The 19,488-nt window shown below is 72.4% G+C and carries 18 protein-coding genes; 13 read left to right on the top strand and 5 right to left on the bottom strand.

Going from position 1 to position 19,488, the window contains the following annotated elements; all coding sequences use genetic code 11:
- Positions 1–39: 39 nt before the first annotated feature.
- On the bottom strand, positions 40–978 hold the full coding sequence (locus QP089_RS03565; RefSeq protein ID WP_285909781.1) for a GlxA family transcriptional regulator: 939 nt from the start codon (positions 976–978) through the stop codon (positions 40–42).
- Between the two features lie 190 nt (positions 979–1,168).
- Between QP089_RS03565 and QP089_RS03560 the strand changes: the two genes are divergently transcribed.
- The 6 genes from QP089_RS03560 to QP089_RS03535 all read left to right on the top strand — a co-directional run bounded on the left by QP089_RS03560 (position 1,169) and on the right by QP089_RS03535 (position 5,383).
- On the top strand, positions 1,169–1,825 hold the full coding sequence (locus QP089_RS03560) for a DJ-1/PfpI family protein (RefSeq protein WP_285909780.1): 657 nt from the start codon (positions 1,169–1,171) through the stop codon (positions 1,823–1,825).
- A gap of 3 nt (positions 1,826–1,828) precedes the next feature.
- On the top strand, positions 1,829–2,290 hold the full coding sequence (locus tag QP089_RS03555) for a hypothetical protein (RefSeq protein ID WP_285909778.1): 462 nt from the start codon (positions 1,829–1,831) through the stop codon (positions 2,288–2,290).
- A gap of 5 nt (positions 2,291–2,295) precedes the next feature.
- Complete coding sequence (locus QP089_RS03550) at positions 2,296–2,547, top strand: hypothetical protein (RefSeq protein WP_285909777.1); 252 nt, start codon at positions 2,296–2,298, stop codon at positions 2,545–2,547.
- A 25-nt stretch (positions 2,548–2,572) separates the two neighbouring features.
- Positions 2,573–2,992, top strand: a complete 420-nt coding sequence (locus QP089_RS03545) for a DUF3151 domain-containing protein (RefSeq protein WP_285909776.1) — start codon at positions 2,573–2,575, stop codon at positions 2,990–2,992.
- Positions 2,993–3,130: 138 nt separating this feature from the next.
- Positions 3,131–4,414, top strand: coding sequence for an adenylosuccinate synthase (locus QP089_RS03540; protein ID WP_285909775.1), 1,284 nt, complete (start codon positions 3,131–3,133; stop codon positions 4,412–4,414).
- Positions 4,415–4,489: 75 nt separating this feature from the next.
- The gene (locus QP089_RS03535) at positions 4,490–5,383 is read left to right on the top strand and encodes a glycerophosphodiester phosphodiesterase family protein (RefSeq protein ID WP_285909773.1); all 894 of its coding nucleotides are present in this window, start codon (positions 4,490–4,492) and stop codon (positions 5,381–5,383) included.
- 49 nt (positions 5,384–5,432) lie between these two features.
- Here QP089_RS03535 and QP089_RS03530 read toward each other — a convergent pair whose 3' ends face one another.
- Positions 5,433–6,533: a magnesium and cobalt transport protein CorA gene (locus QP089_RS03530; RefSeq protein WP_285909771.1), complete on the bottom strand. Its 1,101-nt coding sequence runs from the start codon at positions 6,531–6,533 to the stop codon at positions 5,433–5,435.
- A 421-nt stretch (positions 6,534–6,954) separates the two neighbouring features.
- Between QP089_RS03530 and purD the strand changes: the two genes are divergently transcribed.
- The 6 genes from purD (at position 6,955) to QP089_RS03500 (ending at position 15,358) form a co-directional block, all read left to right on the top strand.
- Positions 6,955–8,202 carry a phosphoribosylamine--glycine ligase gene (gene purD / locus QP089_RS03525; protein WP_285909770.1) on the top strand — a complete coding sequence of 416 codons (1,248 nt, stop codon included), beginning with the start codon at positions 6,955–6,957 and terminating at the stop codon, positions 8,200–8,202.
- 43 nt (positions 8,203–8,245) lie between these two features.
- Positions 8,246–9,556 carry an adenylosuccinate lyase gene (gene purB / locus QP089_RS03520; protein ID WP_285909769.1) on the top strand — a complete coding sequence of 437 codons (1,311 nt, stop codon included), beginning with the start codon at positions 8,246–8,248 and terminating at the stop codon, positions 9,554–9,556.
- A 20-nt stretch (positions 9,557–9,576) separates the two neighbouring features.
- Positions 9,577–10,362 (top strand): MOSC domain-containing protein, encoded by a 786-nt coding sequence (locus tag QP089_RS03515; RefSeq protein WP_285909768.1) that lies wholly within the window; start codon positions 9,577–9,579, stop codon positions 10,360–10,362.
- A 241-nt stretch (positions 10,363–10,603) separates the two neighbouring features.
- Positions 10,604–11,890 carry a UDP-N-acetylglucosamine 1-carboxyvinyltransferase gene (gene murA / locus QP089_RS03510; RefSeq protein ID WP_285910349.1) on the top strand — a complete coding sequence of 429 codons (1,287 nt, stop codon included), beginning with the start codon at positions 10,604–10,606 and terminating at the stop codon, positions 11,888–11,890.
- 768 nt (positions 11,891–12,658) lie between these two features.
- Positions 12,659–13,990: a transcriptional regulator gene (locus QP089_RS03505; protein WP_285909767.1), complete on the top strand. Its 1,332-nt coding sequence runs from the start codon at positions 12,659–12,661 to the stop codon at positions 13,988–13,990.
- Between the two features lie 195 nt (positions 13,991–14,185).
- Entirely contained in the window at positions 14,186–15,358 is a 1,173-nt protein-coding gene (locus QP089_RS03500; protein WP_285909766.1) for a DUF4185 domain-containing protein, read from the top strand.
- A gap of 24 nt (positions 15,359–15,382) precedes the next feature.
- Here QP089_RS03500 and QP089_RS03495 read toward each other — a convergent pair whose 3' ends face one another.
- The 3 genes from QP089_RS03495 to QP089_RS03485 form a co-directional block, all read right to left on the bottom strand.
- Positions 15,383–16,321, bottom strand: a complete 939-nt coding sequence (locus QP089_RS03495) for an LLM class flavin-dependent oxidoreductase (protein ID WP_285909765.1) — start codon at positions 16,319–16,321, stop codon at positions 15,383–15,385.
- A 51-nt stretch (positions 16,322–16,372) separates the two neighbouring features.
- Positions 16,373–17,467 carry an NAD(P)/FAD-dependent oxidoreductase gene (locus tag QP089_RS03490; RefSeq protein ID WP_285909764.1) on the bottom strand — a complete coding sequence of 365 codons (1,095 nt, stop codon included), beginning with the start codon at positions 17,465–17,467 and terminating at the stop codon, positions 16,373–16,375.
- 104 nt (positions 17,468–17,571) lie between these two features.
- Entirely contained in the window at positions 17,572–18,054 is a 483-nt protein-coding gene (locus tag QP089_RS03485; protein WP_285909763.1) for a MarR family winged helix-turn-helix transcriptional regulator, read from the bottom strand.
- Positions 18,055–18,827: 773 nt separating this feature from the next.
- On the opposite strand from QP089_RS03485, the gene QP089_RS03480 reads away from it, so the two are divergent.
- Positions 18,828–19,460, top strand: a complete 633-nt coding sequence (locus QP089_RS03480; protein ID WP_285909761.1) for a hypothetical protein — start codon at positions 18,828–18,830, stop codon at positions 19,458–19,460.
- Positions 19,461–19,488: the final 28 nt, after the last annotated feature.

Here is a 19,488-nt window from a genome sequence, read left to right as displayed (position 1 = left end):
CGGCGCCGACGTGGTCGACGATCGCGGCCGCGACGAGGATCAGCTGAAGGCGCGGCGGTAGGAGTGGGGGCTGACGCCGGTGGTCTTCTTGAAGCGGTCGCGGAACGCGGTGGGCGAGCCGAAGCCGACCTGGGCGGCGATGCGCTCGACGGGGTGGTCCGTGGTCTCCAGCAGGTGCTGGGCGCGGCGGACGCGGGCGCGGTGCAGCCACTGGAGCGGCGTCGTGCCGGTCTGCTCGCGGAACCGGCGGATCAGGGTGCGGGTGCTGGTCCCGGCCTGCGCGGCGATGTCGGCGAGGGACAGGTCGCGGGCCAGGTTGCCCTCCAGCCAGGCGAGCAGCGGTTCGAGGGCGGAGCCCTGGGGCGTGGGCGCGTGGTCGTGCACGACGAACTGCGCCTGCCCGCCCTCGCGTTCCAGGGGCATGACCGACAGGCGGGCGGCGTCGGCGGCGACGGCCGAGCCGTAGTCGCGGCGGATCATGTGCAGGCACAGGTCCAGGCCGGCGGCGGCGCCGGCCGAGGTGAGGATCTGCCCGTTGTCGACGTAGAGGACGTCCGGGTCGACGTCGATGTCCGGATGGGCGGCGGCGAGGCGTCCGGCCGCGACCCAGTGGGTGGTGGCGCGCAGGCCGTCGAGGAGCCCGGTGGCGGCGAGGGGGAACGTGCCCGAGCAGATGGACGCGATGCGGGTGCCGCCCGCCGCGGCCGCCCGCAGCGCGCCGCGCACGTCCGCGGACGGCGGGACGAGCGGGCTCGCCGTGCCGGGGACGATGATCGTGTCGGCTCCCCGGAGCCCGTCCAGCCCCCACGGCGCGCGCAGGGTGAAGGCGCCCGCGTCGACCTCCGGCCGCTCGGCGCACACGCGGATCTGGTAGCCGGGGCGGCCGTCCGGGAGGCGGGTGCGGGTGAAGACCTCGATCGGGGTGGCCAGGTCGAAGGGGATCACCTGGTCGAGCGCGAGCACGGCGACGGTGTGCATGGCGGGAATCTACCTCTGCACCGGCGTTCGTGACGTCTTGCGAGCGCTGATTCAGGCAGGTCAGAGTCTGTTTCGCCAGGGTTGGCAATTATCCGTTGAAGACTGGCATTAATGCCACTGGGGTCGGGCGCGGCGGCCCTCTAGCTTCGGCTGTGGCCCCGGCGACCGCCGGGCTTCAGAGGGAGCCTCCATGCATGCCCAGATAGTCCTGTTCGACGGCTTCGATCCGCTCGACGCCGTCGCCCCCTTCGAGGTGCTGCACGCCGGCGGCACCGCCTCCTCCGGCGCGGTGACCGTGGAACTCGTCTCCGCGGAAGGACCGCGCGAGGTCGTCGGCGGCACCGGCGGGCTGGCGCTGCGCGCCACCGCCGCCCTCGATCCCGCGCGCGCGGACCTGGTCGTCGTCCCCGGGGCCTCCGGCCCGACCGGCGAGGGCGGCGCCCCGCAGGACGAGACCATCCCCGCGCTGCTCGGCCGCACCCTGACCACCGAGCTGCCCGCCCTGCTGAAGGCAGCGATGGACGACCCGGACGTGACCGTCGCGACCGTGTGCGGCGGCTCGCTCGTCCTGGCCATGGCCGGCCTGCTGGAGGGGCGCCACGCCGTCACCCACCACCTGGGGATGGACGTGCTCGCCGCCGGCGGCGCGCACGCGGTGCGGGCCCGCGTCGTCGACGACGGCGGCCTCGTCACCGCCGCCGGCGTCACCTCCGGGCTCGACCTCGGGCTCTACCTGCTGGAACGCGAGGTCGGCCCGCGGATCGCGCACGCCGTCGAGGAGCTGTTCGCCTACGAGCGCCGCGGCACCGTCTGGCGCGCCCGCGGCCCGGTGCCCGCCGGATTCTGAGCCATGGCGAAACTCCTGCTCTCCCTGCACGTGCTGGCCGCCGTGATCGCCGTCGGGCCGGTCACCGTCGCCGCGAGCATGTTCCCCAAGACGCTGCGCCGCGCCCAGAGCGCCCCGGACGACCGCGAGGCCCTCACGACGCTGCGGACGCTCAACCGCATCTGCCGCGTCTACTCCGCGGTCGGCATCGCGGTCCCGGTGTTCGGCTTCGCGACGGCGAGCACGATGGGCGTGCTCGGCGACACCTGGCTGATCATCGCGATCGCGCTGACCGGCGCCGCCGCCGGCGTCCTGGCGCTGCTGATCCTGCCCGCCCAGGAAGCGGCCCTCGCCGCCACGGGGACGCCCGGCGGCCGCCTGATCCCGGCCGGCCGGATCGCCATGCTCACGGGCGTCTTCAACCTGCTGTGGGCCACGGTCACCGTCCTGATGATCGTCCGCCCCGGCTCGACGACGGGAGCGTGAGGCGCGTGCGGGCACTGCGCATCGCGGCACGGGCCGAGCTCGTCTCGCTGATCGTCCTGCTGGGCAATCTGGCCACCGTCCACCTCGAACCCGTATCCTCGCTGGTGGGCCCGGCTCACGGCTGCGCCTACCTGGTCGTCGTGGGCGCGACGTGGCGCCTCAAGGAGGCGACGACCGCCACCAGGGTCACCGCCCTGGTCCCGGGCGTCGGCGGCCTCCTCGTCCTGCGCCGCCGGACGGGCCGTGACCCGGGTTGATGCGGACGGGCCGCGTCGACCTACGATGACCCGCATGACCCAGAACCTGCTCGGCGGCCCGCCTCCGACCGAACTCCCGGACAACACCGAGGCCCGCGAGGCGCTGCAGAACGGCGTCGACCCGTTCGAGGTCGCGGCGCGCCACCCCGACTACCCGGGCGCCTGGGCCGAACTGGCCGACCGCGCCTTCGCCAAGGGCAGCGTGATCGACTCCTACGCCTTCGCCCGCACCGGCTACCACCGCGGCCTCGACATGCTGCGCCGGGCCGGATGGAAGGGCCACGGCCCGATCCCCTGGGCGCACGAGGCCAACCGCGGCTTCCTGCGCGCGCTGCACGCCCTGGGCCGCGCAGCCGCCGCCATCGGCGAGGACGACGAGGCCGAGCGCTGCCGGACGTTCCTGCGCGACAGCAGCGCCGAGGCCGCCGACGCGCTCAACGGCTGATCGCCCACCCGTACCCGGCGCCCCGCGATGAGTGACGTGCGGTTTCTTTACCTGCCGGGTACGGGTAGGCTTTGATCGCAAGAGGCCCCTTCGCGCGCTTGCGGCGACCGGGGCCTTCGTCGTGGGAAGGAAAGTGGCATGCCTGCCATCGTTCTTGTCGGTGCCCAATGGGGAGATGAGGGCAAGGGCAAGGCAACAGACCTGCTCGGGGGCGACGTCGACTACGTCGTCCGCTTCCAGGGCGGCAACAACGCCGGCCACACCGTCGTCATCGGGGACAAGAGCTACGCGCTGCACCTGCTGCCGTCGGGGGTGCTGTCGCCGGACGTCGTCCCGGTCATCGGCAACGGGGTCGTGATCGACCCGGCCGTCCTGCTGCAGGAGATCGACGGGCTGCGGGAGCGCGGGATCGGCTGCGAACGGCTGCTGATCTCGGCGAACGCGCACCTGATCATGCCGCACCACCGGGCCCTCGACAAGGTCACCGAGCGCTACCTCGGCAAGGCGCGGATCGGCACCACCGGGCGCGGCATCGGCCCGGCCTACGCCGACAAGATCAACCGGATGGGCATCCGGGTGCAGGACCTGTTCGACCCGAACATCCTCACCCAGAAGCTCGACCTGTCGCTGCGCGAGAAGAACCAGGTCCTCACCAAGGTCTACAACCGGCGCCGCATCGACACCGGCCCGATCGTGCAGGAGTACCTGGCCTACGGCGAGCGCATCAAGCCGTTCGTCGCCGACACCACGCTCGTGCTGAACCGGGCGCTGGACGACGGCAAGGTCGTCCTGCTGGAGGGCGCGCAGGGCACGCTGCTGGACATCGACCACGGCACCTACCCGTTCGTGACGTCGTCGAGCCCCACGGCGGGCGGCGCGTGCGTGGGCTCCGGCGTCGGCCCCGCGAAGATCACCCGCGTGATCGGCATCCTCAAGGCCTACACCACCCGCGTCGGGTCCGGACCGTTCCCCACCGAGCTGCTGGACGAGCAGGGCGAGTACCTGCGCAAGACCGGCGGCGAGTACGGCGTCACCACCGGCCGCGACCGGCGCTGCGGCTGGTTCGACGCGGTGATCGCCCGCTACGCGTCCCGGGTGAACGGCATCACCGACTTCTTCCTCACCAAGCTGGACGTGCTGTCCGGCCTGGAGCGCGTCCCGGTGTGCGTCGCCTACGACGTGGACGGCGAGCGCGTCGACGAGCTGCCCGCCACCCAGACCGACTTCCACCACGCCAAGCCGATCCTGGAGTACCTGGACGGCTGGCAGGAGGACATCACCGGCGCCAAGACCTTCGACGACCTGCCGAAGAACGCGCAGGCCTACGTCCGGTCGCTGGAGGAGATGTCCGGCGCGCAGATCTCCGCGATCGGCGTCGGCCCCGGCCGCGACCAGACCCTCTCCCTCCGCCCCCTGGTGTAACACCTGACTCGCCGTTCCCCCTGGCATCACCGAACCTCCACCCGGGGTTCGGTGACGGGCCGTAGCGTCCCTCCGGTGACCACCATCGGGGGGACCGTGGAGCTGCACGGTCATCGGGGCGCGCGGGGGCTGCGCCCGGAGAACACGCTGCCGGGCTTCGCGCACGCCGTCGAGCTGGGCGTGGACGTCATCGAGCTGGACGTGGGCCTGTCGGCGGACGGCGCGGTCGTCCTCGGCCACGACCAGGCGCTGTCCCCGGCGAACCTCGCCGACACGGTGCCCGCGTGGCCGGACGACCCCGCGTTCCCCTATGTCGGCACGCCGATCAGGGAGCTGACGCTCGCGCAGCTCAAGACGGTCGACGCGGGCGTCCGGCAGCGCGACGACGCGTTCGCGCGGACGCAGCGTCCGCTGCCCGGCACGCCGATCCCCACGCTCGCCGAGGCGTGCGCGCTCCTCGCGCCCACCGGCGTCGGCCTGGCGGTCGAGCTGAAGACCGACCCGGACTGGCCGGACGAGGAGGTCGCGCTGTTCACCGCCGCGGTCGCCGCCGTCCTGGCCGCCGCCGGGATGACGGACCGCAGCCGGCTCCTCGCCTTCGACTGGCGCGTGCTGTCGGAGGCCCGCCGCAACCATCCGGCGCTCGGCCGCACCGCGCTGGTCGAGCGCAAGACGCTCGTCCCGGGCACGCGCTGGCTGGCGGGCCTGCCGTCCGGCGATCCCGTGGCGGCGGCGCGCGCGATCGGCGCGACCGCCCTGTCCCCCGAGCACGCCATCACCACACCCGGCCTGGTCGACGACGCCCACGCCGCCGGCCTGCCCGTCGTCGTCTGGACGGTCAACGAGCCCGAGGACATGTCCCGCTTCATCAAGTACGGCGTCGACGCCATCGTCACCGACTACCCCGACCTGATGCCCGCGGCCGCCCGCAACCGCAGACCCGAACCGTCACGCGAGCGCGTCATCTGACCGGTGGGGCGAAGCCGAAGGCGAGCCCGCTGGGCCGGGCTTGCATTGATCACAGCCAGCCGTTGCGGCGGAAGCCCCGGTAGAGGGTGAGGCAGATGAACGCGATGGTCCCGACGATCATCGGGTAGCCGAAGTGCCAGTGCGTCTCGGGCATGAAGTCGAAGTTCATCCCGTAGACGCCGGTGATCGCGGTGGGCACCATGAAGATCGCGCCCCAGGCCGAGATCTTGCGCATGTCCTTGTTGTCGGTGACCGTCACCTGGGTCATGTGCGCCTGCAGGATCGGGTTCAGCAGCTCGTCGTAGGACTCGACCTGCTCGCGGACGCGGGTCAGGTGGTCCTCGACGTCGCGCAGGTACTCCCTGATCTCGGCCGGCACGAAGCGGCGGCCGGACAGGTTGCGCAGCGGCCCGGCGAGCGGCCCGACGGCCCGCTTGAGCTGGATGACCTCGCGCTTGAGCCGGTAGATGCGGCGGGCCTCGTCGGTGCGCTCGGGCGAGAAGACGGCCTCCTCGACCTCGTCGATGTCCTCCTGGACGGCGTCGGCGACGCAGACGTAGCCGTCCACGACGCGGTCGGCGACGGCGTGCAGGACGGCCGCGGGCCCCATCGCGAGGCGGGCCGGGTCCTTCTCCAGCTGGCGGCGGACGGGGCCGAGCTCGCCGTGCGTGCCGTGCCGGACCGTCACGACGAAGTCCGGCCCGCAGAAGATCATGATCTCGCCGGTCTCGACGACCTCGGCCTTCTCCGGGCCGCTGGCGACGTAGCCGACCGTCTTCATCACCACGAAGTGGACGTCGTCGTAGCGCTCCAGCTTGGGCCGCTGGTGGGCGTGGATCGCGTCCTCGACGGCGAGCGGGTGCAGGCCGAAGACCTCGGCCAGCTCGGCCAGCTCGGTCGCGGACGGCTCGTGCAGCCCGACCCAGACGAAGCCGGCGCTGTCGCCGTCGGGGGTGAGGCGGCCGTCGCGGATGAGGCGGACGGCGTCCTCGACGGTGGCGGTGGACGCGCGGTGGCCGTCGATGTAGGCGGCCCAGTCGATGACGGCGGAATCGCGGCCGCGCCCCTGGACCTGTGCCCCGTGGGCTCGCCCGCGGGCCTTGAACAGCGACTTGGTGGCGCGCGCCGGACGGACTCGTGTCATGGCCATGAGGTGCTCCTAACCCGCCGGCCACGCACGCAGGGGCGCGCTCTACCCGTGCTGGATCAGCGAGGGGAGCGCGCGAGGGCGACGGCCGGACGCCAGATGGAGGCGGACGGATGGACAGTCCTGTCCGGACTGTGAGGGTTCTCTGGCGAACTGCAAGTATCACCAGGACTCATCCCGACCACCTCCTTCCAGGCACCTCGACTACGGGGCGTCAAGCCCGTCGCAGCTTATCAGCCGACATTTAAGACGCCGGTGCGTTCGGCGAGGTTCACACGGGACCCGTGTGACCGCCGCCTCACCGGCGCCCGCCGGGGACCCCGCCCGGCCCGCCGGCACTGCCCATAACGCCTTTTCGCCAGGGCCTTATGCCCGTCTTCGTACACCCCACACCGGTGCGCCCGGACCAGTAAGCTCGCGTCACGTGCGAGTACTCGTCCTTGGATCGGGTGGCCGCGAGCATGCGCTCGCCCGCGCCCTGCACCGCGACCCAGCCGTCACCGCCCTTCACTGCGCCCCGGGCAACCCGGGCACGGCCGAGATCGCGGACAACCACCAGCTCGATCCGCTGGACCCGACGGCGGTGACCGAGCTGGCCGGGAGGCTCGGCATCGAGCTGGTCGTCGTCGGCCCCGAGGCGGTGCTGATGGCGGGCGTCGGCGACGCGGTGCGCCGGGCCGGCGTCCCGTGCTTCGGGCCCGACCGGGAGGCCGCGCGGATCGAGGGGTCCAAGGCGTTCGCCAAGGAGATCATGGCGGCGGCCGGGGTGCCGACCGCCGACGCCCGGGTCTGCGAGTCCGCCTCGCAGGTGGAGGAGGCGCTCGACGCCTTCGGCCCGCCCTACGTGGTGAAGGACGACGGCCTGGCCGCCGGCAAGGGCGTGGTCGTCACCCTCGATCGCGGCGTCGCCGTCGCGCACGCCGAGGCCTGCGGCCGCGTGGTCATCGAGGAGTACCTCGACGGCCCCGAGGTGTCGCTGTTCGCGCTCTGCGACGGCCAGCACGCCGTCCCGCTGCTGCCCGCGCAGGACTTCAAGCGCGCCTACGACGGCGACGAGGGCCCCAACACCGGCGGGATGGGCGCCTACACGCCGCTGCCGTGGGCCCCGCCGGGCCTGGTGGACGAGATCATGGCGCGGGTCGTCCAGCCCGTCGTGGACGAGCTGCGGCGCCGCGAGACGCCGTACGTCGGCGTGCTGTACGCGGGGCTGGCGCTCACCTCGCAGGGCGTCCGGGTGATCGAGTTCAACGCGCGGTTCGGCGACCCGGAGGTCCAGGTCGTCCTGGACCGGCTGGCCACGCCGCTCGGCGTGCTGCTCCAGTCCTGCGCGATCGGCGGCCTCGACCCGGCGACCGCGCTGGAGTGGCTGCCCGGCTCCGCCGTCACGGTGGTCGTGGCGGCCGAGGGCTACCCGGCGGCGCCCGTCAAGGGCGGCGAGATCACCGGCCTGGACGAGGCCGCGCAGGTCGACGGCGCCTACGTGCTGCACGCCGGGACCAAGTACGGCGCGGACTGGCGGCTCGTCGCGGGCGGCGGCCGCGTCCTCAACGTCGTCGGCACCGGCCCCGACCTCGCCGCGGCCCGCGCCACCGCCTACGAGGCCGTCTCCCGGATCGGCCTCCCCGGCTCCCACCACCGCACCGACATCGCCCTCAAAGCCTCCCAAGCCTGACCCGCCCGACCACCGCACCTACACCACCTGGGAGAATCCGAGCGTGATCGAGCGGTACACACTTCCGGAGATGGGACGCGTCTGGAGCGACGCGCACAAATACGAGCTGTGGTGCCGGGTCGAGACCCTGGTGGTCGAGGCCCACGCCGAGGCCGGCACGATCCCGCCGGAGGTGGTGGAGCCGGTGCGCAAGGCGCCGCCGCCGACGCCGGGGGCGGTGCACGCGATCGAGGCGGTCACGCAGCACGACGTGATCGCCTTCCTGTCGGCGTGGGCGGACAACACCGAGCCGCGCGAGGCGGCCCGGTACGTCCACTTCGGCATGACCTCGTCGGACCTGCTGGACACGGCGCTGGCGCTGCAGCTGGTCGAGGCGACCGACATCCTGCTGGCGAAGGCGGACGCGCTGGTCGCGACGCTGCGCGACCACGCGCTGGCGCACCGGGCGACGCTGCGGGTCGGCCGGACGCACGGCATCCACGGCGAGCCGGACGTGTGGGGCCACCGGGTCGCCGACTTCGCGTTCGCGATGGCCCGCTCGCGGGACCGGCTGCGCCGCGCCCGCGAGGCCGTCGGGGTGATGGCGATCTCCGGGGCGGTCGGGACGTACTCCAACATCGACCCGGCCGTCGAGCTGCACGTCGCGCGCAGGCTCGGGCTGCAGAGCGCGGACGTCTCGACGCAGGTCGTGATGCGTGACGGCATCTCCGAGTGGACGTCGAGCCTGGCGATCATGGCGACGGTGTGCGAGGCGATCGCGCTGGAGGTCCGGCACGGGCAGCGCACCGAGGTCCGCGAGCTGTGGGAGCCGTTCGGCAAGGGCCAGAAGGGCTCGTCGGCGATGCCGCACAAGAAGAACCCGATCATCTCCGAGCGGCTCGCGGGGATGGCGCGGATCGTGCGGGCGCAGGTCGTCCCGGTGCTGGAGGGCATCCCGCTGTGGCACGAGCGCGACATCTCGCACTCCTCGACGGAGCGGATCGCGCTGCCGGACGCGTCCATCGCGCTCGACTACATGCTGAACCTGACGAACCGGCTGATGTCCGGGCTCGTCGTGGACGAGGCGCGGATGACGGCGAACCTGGAGTCGACGGGCGGGCTGATCTACACCTCGACGGTGCTGCTGGAGCTGGTCGAGGCGGGCATGTCCCGGGACGACGAGGCCTACCCGCTGGTCCAGCGGGCCGCGATGGAGACGTGGGAGACGGGCGTCCCGTTCCGTGAGACGCTGCGCAAGCACGCCGCCGAGGCGGGCCTCACACTGGACGAGGCACGGCTGGACGAGGTGTGCCGTCCCGAGCGCTTCGTGAAGCGCCTGGACGCCGTCTTCGAGCGCCTGGCCGCGCTGACCTGACCCGGCACCCGGAGCGACCCGTGACGGCGACCCTGACCGAGCTGAACGCCTACCCGCTCAAGAGCGGCGGCGGCACCGCGCTGCGCACCGCGGAGCTGACCGCGCGGGGGCTCCCGCACGACCGGGAGTTCATGCTCGTCGCGCCCTCGGGCCGGTTCCTGTCGCAGCGGGACCTCGCCGGGATGGCGCTGCTGCGCCCGTCCTACGACGGCGAGGTCCTGACGGTGGACGCGCCGGGCGCGTCCCGGCTCGTCCACAAGGCCGTGGACGACGGCGAGGTGCTGGACGTGACGGTCCACCGGCACGAGACCCGGGGCGTCGACCAGGGCGACGAGGCCGCCGGCTGGTTCTCGGCGCTGCTGGACGCCGACTGCCGGCTGGTCCGCTTCACCGGGCACCGCGCCACCTCGCGGGGCGGCGGCGAGCTGATGTTCGCCGACGGGTACCCGCTGCTGGTCATCTCCGCCGAGTCCCTGGACGACCTGAACGCCCGGCTGGACGAGCCGCTGCCGATGAACCGGTTCCGTCCCAGCCTCGTCGTCGAGGGCCTCGGCGCCTACGCGGAGGACTCCGTGCGGCTGCTGCGCGTCGGCGGGACGGTCATCGAGATGGTCAAGGCGTGCGCGCGGTGCGTCGTCACCACGACCGACCAGCGGACCGGTGAGCGCGGCCGTGAGCCGCTGCGGACGCTGGCGTCCTACCGGACCATCGACCGCGGCATCCGGTTCGGCCAGAACGCGATTCCGCGCACGCTGGGCACCCTCGCGGTCGGCGACCCGGTCGAGATCCTCGAACGGCGGGACTAGCCGTCCGCGCGACGCGCCGGCTCGGATTTTCCCGTGGAATGCGAACCTTTGGGACGCCCTGGGGGTCTCACCAAGCAGACTGGCGCAAGGGTGGCGCATGCGGACACCCCATCCCCGGTCCGGTGGTTTACTGGGGGCGCGTTGGCGCAGCGGGACCGAACGGCGCGCCCGGCCCCGTGGTCCCCACCTTCATCGGGCAGGCACCTTAACCGCGTTTCAAAGGAGATATGGCGGAATGAGCATGGGCCACGAGGTTCGGTATCGCGTGCGCGGCGGCCGGCAGCTGCACGGCACCGTCTTCGTCCAGGGCGCCAAGAACGCCGTCCTGCCGATGATCGGCGCGTCGCTGATGGCCTCGCGGGGCCGCACGGTGCTCAGGAACGTTCCCATCATCGAGGACGTGCGGCGGGCGGTGGAGCTCGCCCGGGCGGTCGGCGCCAAGGCCGAGCTGCACGAGACCGAGCGCACGCTCGTCATCGACGCCTCCTCGCTCACCAGCCCGGTGCTGCCGGCCGACATCGCCTCCCGGTTCCGCGGCTCGTTCCTGTTCGTCCCGGCGCTGCTGCACCGGCTCGGCGAGGCGATCATCGAGGGCGTCGGCGGCTGCAACCTCGGCAGCCGCAACCTGGACTTCCACTACAACGGCTTCAAGCGGATGGGCGCCACGGTCACCGAGCACGTGGCCGACAACGGCGACGGCATCATCCACATCAAGGCCGGCGACCTGCGCGGCGGGACGCTGTACTGCGACACCCCCTCGCACACCGGCACCGAGAACCTGATCATGGCGGCGGCGCTGGCGCACGGCACCACGCTGATCAAGAACGCCGCGCTGGAGCCGGAGGTGCTGGACAACATCGCCATCCTGCAGGCGATGGGCGCGAAGATCAGCGGCGGCGGCACCGGCTTCGTCACCGTCGAGGGCGTGGACGAGCTGACCGCCGTCGAGCACACCGTCATGCCCGACCGGATCGACGCGGGCGTGTTCGTGATGGCCGCCGCGATCACCGGCGGCGACCTGAACCTCGTCGGCGCCACGCTGGAGCACCTCGGCGTCGCGGCCGACAAGCTCGAGCAGATGGGCGTGGAGTTCCACCAGCAGGGCGCGGTGCTGCAGGTCCGCCGCGAGCGCACGCTCCGCCCGATCAACGTGATCACCGACGAGTACCCCGGCTTCGCCACCGACCTGCAGTCGCCGATCATGGCGCTGTCCTGCCTGGCCGAGGGCCCGTCCTACATCTACGAGCGGATCTTCGACGGCCGGTTCAAGCTGGCCGACGAGCTGCGCAAGATGGGCGCCGACATCGAGGTGGACGGCAACCGCGCCAAGGTGAACGGGCCGCGCGGGCTGCGCGGCGCCGAGGTGGAGGCGCACGACCTGCGGTGCGGCAGCGCGCTGGTGCTGGCCGGCCTGGCCGCCGAGGGCGAGACGACGATCACCTCGGCCTACTACCTCGACCGCGGGCACGCGCACACCGCCGAGCGGCTGTCCCAGCTCGGCGCCGACATCGTCCGCGAAGCCGACTAGAACTCCGAGGCGTTCGGATCGGCCCGGCGGGGGCTTCCCCGCCGGGCCGCTCTGCTGACTGAGGGGTCATTCCGTCCGGTCGAATCGGCCGCATGTGGCCTTCGCCCTGACCCAATCCGGAGTGGTCTCTGACCGTGCTTGTCACAGCGTGACGGGAAACACGGTGGGCTGACCGTCACCGCCCGGTTACCCACGGCCGCCCGCACTCGCTCACCTGCCCGGACGGGCGGCCCGCTGATCAGCGGAAAAGCGGGCTGGAACGATCTAGGACGGGGCGCTTCCAGAGCCGGTAAAAAATCACCCGGAGCGGCCGTCCGGGCCGTCCGGCCGGATCACTCGTCTTTCCGGGGCGGCGGGCACCGGGGCGATCGGGTTTCGGCCCGCGCGTAAACCAAACGGACGCGGCAGGGGTCTCCTCAGTGCGCGCGAGCGTCCCGAGGAGGCCCGCGTGGTGTTTTCGGGTCTTGTTTTTCAACTTCGGACGTCCGAAGATGCAGGATCAAGACTGACCGATTGGTGACAAATTACTGACCAGGGGGTCGCGTAGGTTACTTTTTCGCCGCACTCTTGATTCGATTTCGCGTCTGGGCGTCACACATCGCCGCCCTGACCCGATCTGCCCACTGAGGAACGAATCGCACGGGAACTGCGGTGCTGGGTCAGGAAGCAGGGGCGACAAGCCATGAGACGACCGTTGGGCGGAGCGTGCGCGAACGCGTGGCCGGGGCCGTGCCCCCGAGAGGATGGACCGGAAGCGAGCGATCATCGATGACGGCGGCACGAACGGGCTCGGTCACGCCGGATCTCACCATCGGCGTCGTCGGCCCCCATGACCTGGTCGAGCGGGTCATGCTGATGGGCCACGGCCCCACCCCGGTGCCGAGCCGGCTGGTGGCCGCCGCCTACCGCGACGAGCAGGAGGCGGCCGACAAGGTCGTCCGGCTGGGGTCGGGGGTGGACGTGTGCCTGTTCGCCAGCCCCGTCCCGTACGACTTCGCGCGCAAGGCCGGCGTGCTCACCATGCCCGCGACCTACGTGCCGCTGAACGGCGCCGCGCTGCAGGGCGCGCTGCTGCGCGCCTCCCTCGACGAGCGCTTCGACCCGTCCCGGGTCAGCATCGACGTGCTCGGCCGCGCCGAGGTCGAGGAGGCCTACGCCGAGATCAGCCTCGGCACCGAGCAGGTCCACCTGCGCGAGGAGGCCGCCGGCCCCGGCACGCTCGCCGCCTTCCACGAGCGGCTGTGGCGGCGCGGCGCGACCACCGTCGCGATGACCTGCGTGCACGCCACCGCCGAGCGGATGGAGATGGCCGGGGTGCCGACCATCCGGGTGCGCCCGACCGGCGCCGCCATCCGCAGCTCCCTGCAGACCGCCGCGCTCCTCGGCGCCCACCACCGGCTGGAGGAGTCCCAGCTCGTCGTCGTGCTGGTGGACGTCCCGACCCTCCGCGAGACCCCGCGCCGCGTCACCCCCCGCTACTGGCGCGACGAGCTGAAGCTCGCGCTGCACCGCGTCCTGCTCCAGGAGGCGCACCGGATGAACGCGTCGGTGTGGCCGCTGGACGACCACAGCTACCTCGTCATCGCCACCCGCGGCTCGGTCACCTCCTCCACCGAGGGCTTCCGCACCCCGCCGTTCGTCGAGCGCGTCCGCGAGGAGCTGGGCCTGGCCATCGAGGTCGGCATCGGCATGGGACGCACCGCGCACGAGGCGGAGAACCACGCGCGCGCCGCGCTCGCCCGCTCGCAGAGCTCGCAGCGCGCGCAGGGCTTCGCGCTCGACCGGGACGGCCGCGCCCTCGTCCCGGCGCCGCGCACCCCGCCGCGCAGCCAGCCGCAGGCCAAGCCGAAGGGCTTGGAGATCCTCGCGCGCCTCGCCGACAAGCTCGGCGACCAGGAGCAGCCGCTGATCGTGGACGCCGAGAACGCCGGCAAGATGCTCGGCGTCACCCCGCGCACCGCCCGCCGCCTGCTGCGCACCCTGGTCGAGGAGGGCCTCGCCTGGCCGCTGCCGCCGAACCGCACGCCGCAGCCGGGCCGGCCCCGCCAGCTGTACCGGCTGATCGTCGAGAAGCTCGGCAACCCGGCCAAGTCCGGCTGAGCTACCACCGCCCGCCGTACCGCCCCCATCGCGACCGGGGCCGTGCGCGGCCGGCTGCCGCCCGCCGGTCGTCGCCCCCTGCTCTGGCGCCCGGCACCGTCGTGCTGTAAAACAGACATCAGTGTTCTTTTGGTTTCTGGCGCCGCGGCCGGCGCCGGGACCGGCTCCCAGCACACTGACGGAAGGCGGCGGCGGATGGCAGGGTCATCGGACGCGAACGGCACGGCACCCGGCGGGTACACCCGCCGCGGGCTCCTCAGGATCGGCGCGGGCGTCGCGGTCGGGGCGGGGATCGCCGGCGCGACCTGGGTCGAACTCGGCCGGAACCGGGAGGCGGCAGCCGCACCGGCCGCCGCACCGGCCGGCAACCCGGGCGACCCGACCAGCCCGACGGTCGCGGTCAAGGTGAGGAACCTCAGCGGGCCCGCCGAGACCGGCCCGTTCAACGCGCCGTGGACCGACCTCGGCATCCCCGTCCGGTGCCCCGACGGCACCATGCTGTTCGTCTGCGGCGACACCTTCGACGGCCCGCACGTCCCCGGGCCCGGCGAACCCTCGTACTGGCGCGCGCCCGCGGGCCTGCGCTCCGGCAACGGGGACGTCAACAACCTGCGCATCGACGGGAGCGTCGGCGGAGACAACGCCCGGAGCCTCGTCGACGAGCCGCACAACCCGGTCGGCGACGGCAGGTTCACGACGGCGATCCCGTCCGACGCGTTCGTCGTCAACGGCGTGATGTACATGCACCTGATGCGCGGTGTCATCTACGACACCCACCACACCGACTTCTGGCGCTCCTTCGACAACGGCGAGACGTGGGAGTACCTGTGCCAGTGGCCGGGTGACATGCACGGCGGGCAGTTCCAGCAGAAGACCTACGCCGTCGCCGACGACGGGTACTGCTACGTCCTGTCCTCGGTCTTCAATCGCGACCGGGACTCGGGGCTGCTGCTGCACCGGGTCCGCCAGGACGCTCTCGGCGACCCCGATGCCTACGAGCCGTGGGGCTACGACGGCGGCTGGCGCTGGGGCGCGCCCCCGACGACGGTGATGGCCAACCGCCGCTACGGCGAGATCTGCTTCCGCGCCATGGACGGCAAGTACGTCCTCACCTGGCTGGACGCCCCGACGGCGACGATCCGGGCGATGGTCTTCGCGCTGCCGACCTCCGACCTGACGCGGACGCTGGAGCAGACGATGATCGTCAACGGACCGGCGCAGGCGCAGGTGGCCAACGTCGTCACCGCCCCGTACGGCGGGTTCGTCGTCCCCGGCTCGACGTTCGGCAACTTCCACATCATCGTCAGCCAGTGGTACGACCCGACGAACTACCGGTTCATGCAGTACCGGGTGTACATGGCGTCCTGAGCCCGGCCCGCGCCACCGGCCTCGTCACCGGCCCGTGCGGGCCTCGGCACCGCCGGTCTCCTTCGCGACCGCCTCGCGGACGGCCGGGACGATCTCTCCCGCCCAGCGGCCGAGCGATGTCTCGTCCGGTGTTCCGCCCTCGGGCGAGAAGAGCATGAAGCCGGACGCGCCGTGCTCCAGCACCGCGCCGGTGAGCTCCTCGGTCCACTGGTCCGCGGAGCCGCCGACCCAGCGGCCGTCGCCGTCGCGGGTGGTGGGCAGCGGCCGGTCGGTGATGCGTCCGGGGAAGTTGAAGACGGTGCGGATCTCGCGCGGGTCGCGGCCCGCTTCCGCCGCGGCCTCGTCGATGAGCGGCCGCGACGTCCTGTACCGCTCGCTGAGCCAGTCGGCGGCGTGGCCGGGGAGCCAGCCGTCGGCGACGCGGCCGGTCGCGGCCAGCGACCTGCGGCCGACCGAGCCGGTCCACACCGGCGGCGCGGCCGCCGGTGTGGGCGCGATCTCGTTCACCCGGTAGTGCTCGCCCTTGTAGGTAACGGGCGGGCCGCCGCCGGACAGCTTCTTGACCAGGACGATCGCCTCCTCGAACGCGTCCACGGCGGCGGCGGGCGAGAGCCACGGCACGCCCATGTCGGAGATCCGGTCCCACAGCCCGCCGGCGCCCATGCCGAGGACGATGCGTCCGCCCGACAGCTCCGCGAGGGTCGTGACCGTCCGGGCCAGCATGGGAGCGGGCCGGGTCGGCAGGTTGGTGACGTTGGCGAAGCCGGCGATGCGGTCGGTGCGGCCGAGCAGGAAGCCGATGGTGGCGTAGGCGTCCAGGCGCTCGCCGATGTAGGGGTGGTCCGACAGCGAGAAGAGGTCCAGTCCGTCGCGGTCGGCCCGCTGGACCATGCGCATCAGCGTGGGGCGCTCGTCGAAGGTGCTGTGCGCGCCGAAACCGAAGACGACGTCTTGTCCGGACATGACCGTGCCTTTCGTTCGATGGGATCGGGATGCCGCCGGGGCGCGGCGGCTTCAGGCGGTGGGGCCGAACTGCTCGACGAAGCGTCCGGTGAACAGGTCGGTGCCCTTGTACTCCGCGACCATCGCGGGCGAGGCCGCCAACGGGCCGTCCGGCGACGGCAGCTGCCCGACGCCGCCGGTCGTGCCGAGCGGGAGCAGCATCATCGGGAACGGCAGCGGCTGATAGGTGGCCGTGGGCCGGTCGCCGTTCAGCCGGGCCTTGATGTTCTGCACGACGACCTCGGCGTGCCGCATCGCCCAGCCGGCCATCTTCGCCTCGGCGACGTCGGTGATGTCACCGACCGCGTAGACGTGGTCGTGCCCCCTGACGTTGAGGAACTCGGTCACCGGCACCAGGCCCTCCGGGGTCAGCGGCGTGAGCGCGCCGTCGGCGAGGTAGTCGCTGTTGGTGCGGACGCCGAAGGCGCGGAACCAGATGTCGGCGGTGATCTCGTCGCCGCCGGCGGTGGCGACGGTGAAGGATCCGGCCCGGCCGGGCCCGGTGGGCGGCGTCTCCAGGGCGGTGCCGAGGCGCAGCTCGATGCCCCGGGCGTCGAGCTGGGCGCGCAGGTCGCCGACCACCTCGGGCCGGAAGCCCGGGAGCAGCTCCGCGGCCGGGTCGGCGACGGTGACGTGCTTGTCCGGCCAGACCTCCTTGATCTCCCCGGCGAGCTCCAGGCCGACCGGGCCCGCGCCGAGGATCAGCACCCGGCCGGCTTCGCGCAGTTCCTTGTGGGTGCGGCGGAGATCGTCGAGCGCCTCGTCGACCGTGTCGGAACCGGGTTTGGCGGGGTAGGCGTAGCTGGAACCGGTGGCGAGGACGATGTGGTCCGCGTCCACACGGTCTCCGGACGCCAGCGTCACGCCGCGGGGATCGACCGAGACCGCGCGGTCGCGGACCACCCGGCCGCCCTCGGTGAGCAGCGTCGCGTAGGGGAAGAACATGTTGGCCGCCCAGTCGGGACGGGTCAGCGCCCGCAGCGACGCCGCCGCGTTGACGAACGCGTCCCGCGGATCGATCAGGACGACGTCGGCCTCCGACTGCAGCGCCTTGGCGACCGAAGCGCCGCCGTACCCTCCGCCGATGACCGCGACCGTACGGCTCATGATGACATCACTCCCTAGGAGAATCCGACTGAGTTCGTAGTACGAACCGTAGCTGTTCGCACTACGAACTACAAGCCGGATGCCCGGGAAATGATTCCGCGGCGTCAGTCCGCGTGCTCGGCGGCGGCCCCCTCGTCGGGCTCCTGGAAGACCACCGGGACCTCGTTGTCGAACACGACGCGGCCGAGCAGCTCGGCGAGCGTGTCGCGTTCCTCGGCACTGAGGCCGGACGGCAGCTCGTCGATCCGGCGGCACGTCTCGGCGTAGAACTCGTCCGCGAGCTTGGCGCCGTGGGCGGTGAGCGCGACCCGCACCGCGCGCGTGTCCCGGGGATCCGGCTCGCGCCGCACCAGGCCGTTGCGCTCGGTGCGGTCCACCAGGCCGGTCAGGCTCGACTTCGCCAGCCCCAGCGTCGCGCCCAGCTCGCTCATGCCGTACGACCGCCCCATCAGCACGCAGAGCAACTGCCCCTGCTGCTGGGTCAGCCCGTACTCCCGGGCCGAGGCCGCATATACGGCGTCCACCAGGAACGAGGACCGCACGAGCGCGGCCACGACCCCGATCCGTCCCTCTTCATGCTTAGCCACCTGGCCAGGCTAACACCGGAGGCCACGTATAATTCGCGCAACGAACTGCACCGGAGACCCGGGCGCCGGCGCCGGTGCGGCGACCGCCGGCGTTCGGGACACCCGGCCGCCGCGTCGGCGCCTCGGCCCCGCTCTACGGTTCGGGGGCGACGCCATCCGGCCGCCGCGCACTCGAGAGCATCCGGAAATGGGGCTTCCGGGCGTCCGGATCAGGCATACCGGGAGCGGTCTTGACCGATCATCTTTCGCCGTTCATCATGACGGTCACGTGAGGCATCATCGCCGAACCCGGCCGCACCACCGGCCGGATCAGCCGGCGATGGGCGCGTGCCTTCATATCGGTTCCTGCCGTATCCAGGTCCGTGGGAGCGCGCCGTGCACTCGACAACTCCGATCGCCTCGGCCGGCGCGGTGCGCCTGCCGCCGAGCCGCGCCGGTCCGGGCCCCCCGAAGGCTTCCGCAGAGCAGCTCCTGACCCGCCTTGGACGCCCCGGCCGTGCGCCGCCGGGCGTCCGCGAACCACCCGGGGCGTGATCGCACCGCGTCACGGCCCCCCGACTCCCACCCCGCCTTTCACCCACCCCGCCATTTCCCTTCCTGCACACGCGCCATTCACTGAGCGCGCGATTTCGCATGCCCGAATGCGCCAATTAGCCCCTCAGTACAATAGAAACCAGCAAGTGTCTCAATCTGGTAACGCACTTGAATTCGCCCGGCGGAGATGTGCTTAATCCCGGTACCACCCCCTTGACACCTCGCGAAGGGAGCAACAGGTGTCACGTGCTCGCAAGCTCGCCGTCGTAGGGGCCGCTTCGGCCTCCGTACTCGCGCTGACGATCGCGCCGGCGTCCGCCGCCGGCACCACCATCCACAGCGGGAGCAGCACCGGGCCCGCCTACTCCGGCGGCGTCGTCGCGACCAACCTCGGCAACGTCTCGGTGGTCACCTCGCTCAGCAACGCCACCTGCACGTCCGCCGTCCAGAACGGCACGATCAACTCCGACGGCACCGGCCTGGACGTCACGTCCGCGTCGTTCAGCGGGTGCACCAGCAGCCTCGGCGCGGTGACCGTGACCGCCCAGAGCCTGCCCTGGACCGGCGGCTCCGTCGTCTACGCCCCCGTCGCCGGCGGCGCGGACGGCACCATCACCGTCGCCAACTACACCGTCGGCGCCACCGTCTTCGGTCTCAGCTGCGTCTACTCCGGAACCCTCACCGGCAACGGCTACAACCCCGACAACCCCACCCGGCCCGACACCTCGGTCGCGCAGGCCCAGGCCCAGATCACCAACGGCACCGTGTCCAAGAAGAGCGGGTCCTTCCTGTGCCCCGCCACCGCCACGGTGACCGCCGCCTTCCAGCTCGTCGGCAGCGGCGGCGAGCAGCTCTGGGCGGCCGCGAGCTGATCCGGCGACCGGGCCGTCCCGTCCCCGG

It is taken from the genome of Actinomadura opuntiae (genome assembly GCF_030283205.1).
Classification (GTDB): Bacteria; Actinomycetota; Actinomycetes; order Streptosporangiales; family Streptosporangiaceae; genus Spirillospora.
This window is presented reverse-complemented; position numbering and strand designations above follow the sequence as displayed.